Annotated in this window: 3 protein-coding genes; all 3 read left to right on the top strand. The window is 76.4% G+C overall.

The genetic code is table 11. The annotated features are described in order from the left end of the window. Positions 1 to 784, top strand: a 784-nt coding sequence (locus tag ACFV6I_RS39075; protein WP_380431007.1) for a LuxR C-terminal-related transcriptional regulator, incomplete at its 5' end; no start/stop codon positions are given. Positions 785 to 797: 13 nt separating this feature from the next. Next, a complete protein-coding gene (locus ACFV6I_RS39070; RefSeq protein ID WP_380431004.1) occupies positions 798 to 1,271 on the top strand; it encodes a protein-tyrosine phosphatase family protein in 474 nt (157 codons plus the stop codon). Positions 1,272 to 1,523: 252 nt separating this feature from the next. Next, positions 1,524 to 2,279 carry a (5-formylfuran-3-yl)methyl phosphate synthase gene (locus ACFV6I_RS39065; protein ID WP_380431001.1) on the top strand — a complete coding sequence of 252 codons (756 nt, stop codon included), beginning with the start codon at positions 1,524 to 1,526 and terminating at the stop codon, positions 2,277 to 2,279. Positions 2,280 to 2,429: the final 150 nt, after the last annotated feature.

The following is a 2,429-nucleotide window of genomic DNA, read 5'->3' as shown; positions in this document are numbered from 1 at the left end:
CCACGGCGCCGCGCTCACCGCGATCCTCGCGCCGCTGCGCTCCGCCGCACTGGACGACGCCACCGCGCGCCGCGCCGCCGCCGAACTGGCCGTGACGGCGCTGCTCGACCTGCGCCGGGGCGCCGACCTGGACCGGGCGCTCAGCGAGGAGCCCGCCGACGCCGCGTTCGCCCGGCTCGACCAGCAGTTGCGCCCGCTGCTGCGGCACACCCGGGTGCGGCTGGACGTGGCGCCGCCGGCGGAGGCCGGCCGGTCCGTGCCGGCGGACACCGCGCACGCCGCCCGGGACGCCGTCCGGGCGGCCGTGCTCGTGATGCTGGAGCAGGACGCCGTGACCAGGCTGCACGTGAGCTGGCGGTTCGCCGGTGACACGCTGCGGGCGGTGGTGCGGGACGACGGCCCCGGCCTGCTGGCCGCCGACGCGCTGGCCGTCCACCGCACCGCCGACCGGATCGCCGCCCTCGGCGGGCGCTGCGCCATCGAGGCCGTCCCCGGCTGGGGCACCACGGTGAGCGTCGACCTGCCGCTCGGCCTGCCCGAACGGCCGCACGCCACCGACCCGTTGGACGGCCTCCAGCCGCGCGAGTTGGAGGTGCTCGACCAGCTGGCCCAGGGCCGACGCAACCGGGACATCGCCGTGGCGCTGCACATCAGCGAGTCGACGGTGAAGTTCCACGTCGCCAACATCCTGGCCAAGCTCGGCGTCTCCTCGCGCGGCGAGGCGGCGGCCCTGGCCCACCGGGCCGGGATGCCGGGCACCCCGGCCCTGCACGTCGCGTCCTGAGGAGAACCACGAGATGACCGAGACCCCCAAGACCACCGAGACCACCGGGCCGACCGGGCCGACCACGCCCTGGGACCCGGCCGCCCCCGGCGTGCTGCGCCTGCCCTCCGGCCGGCTGCTGCGAGGGCGCGGCCTCAGCCGCCCGCTGCCGCCCGGCCCGCACCCCTCCTTCGGGCTCTACCTGCTGGGCCGCCCGCCCAAGCCGCTCCCGTGGCAGGGCCGTTGGGTGCGCTGGCCCGACTTCCGGCTCCCCGCCGACCGGGCGGACGCGGCCGACGCCTTCCGCGAGGTCTGGCGGCGGTCGGCGACCGAACGCGTCGAACTCGCCTGCGTCGGCGGCCACGGCCGCACCGGCACCACCCTCGCCTGCGTCGCGATCCTGGACGGCGTCCCGGCCGCCGAGGCCGTCGCGTACGTCCGGGAGCACTACGACCAGCACGCGGTGGAGACGCCCTGGCAGCGCCGCTTCGTGGAGCGGTGGGCCTGAGACCTGAGTGGCCGTCCCGGCGGCCGGGAGCCGGAATCCCCACCCGGCGCCCCGGCCACACTCGCGTGCGACGGGTTCGAACTGGCGTGTCCGGCGCGCCGAGGGGTGGCCGCGCCACGGGAGTGACCCGTTCGGGCTCCGCGCGCCCTACCGGGGGTCGCAGGCCGAAGGAATGATGAGCGGATCGCACGTGATCCAGACGACCCCGCACACCGGCCCCGGCCGGTGGACCTGCGGTGGAAGGAGCCCACGTTGTTGCTGCTCATCTCCCCGGACAGTGTCGAGGAGGCCCTCGACTGTGCGAAGGCGGCGGAGCACCTCGACATCGTCGACGTCAAGAAGCCGGACGAGGGCTCGCTCGGCGCGAACTTCCCGTGGGTCATCAGGGAGATCCGCGACGCCGTCCCGGCGGACAAGCCGTTGTCCGCCACCGTGGGGGACGTCCCGTACAAGCCCGGCACCGTGGCCCAGGCCGCGCTCGGTGCGGCCGTCTCCGGCGCCACGTACATCAAGGTCGGCCTCTACGGGTGCACGACGCCCGAACAGGCCGTCGACGTCATGCGAGGAGTCGTCCGGGCCGTGAAGGACTACCGGCCGGACGCGTTCGTCGTCGCCTCGGGCTACGCCGACGCCCACCGGATCGGCTGCGTCAACCCGCTCGCGCTGCCCGACATCGCCCGTCGCTCCGGCTCCGACGCGGCCATGCTCGACACCGCGATCAAGGACGGGACCAGGCTGTTCGACCACGTTCCGCCCGAGGTCTGCGCGGAGTTCGTCCGGCTGGCCCACGAAGCCGACCTGCTCGCCGCGCTCGCGGGCAGCGTCAAGGCGGCGGACCTCGGCACGCTGACCCGCATCGGCACCGACATCGTGGGGGTGCGCGGGGCCGTCTGCGAGGGCGGCGACCGCACCGCCGGAAGGATCCGGCCGCAGCTGGTGGCCGACTTCCGGGCGGAGATAGACCGGCACGCCCGGGAGCACGCGGCCGTCGTCGCCGCCGCGAGTTGACCGCCGGCATGCCGACGAGCCGGCCCGGCCGCCCGCCCGGGCCCGACGGCGGGCGCTTCGCCGTCGTCGACCCCGCGACGGGCGAGCCCGTCGCCGAGGCCCCCGACCACCCGCCGGTCACGCGGGACCCCGTCGACGGCCGGGCGCACC

Source organism: Kitasatospora sp. NPDC059803, from assembly GCF_042732255.1.
Classification (GTDB): domain Bacteria; phylum Actinomycetota; class Actinomycetes; order Streptomycetales; family Streptomycetaceae; genus Kitasatospora.
Note: the sequence above shows the minus strand (reverse complement) of the source record. Positions and strands in the feature narration are given on the sequence as shown.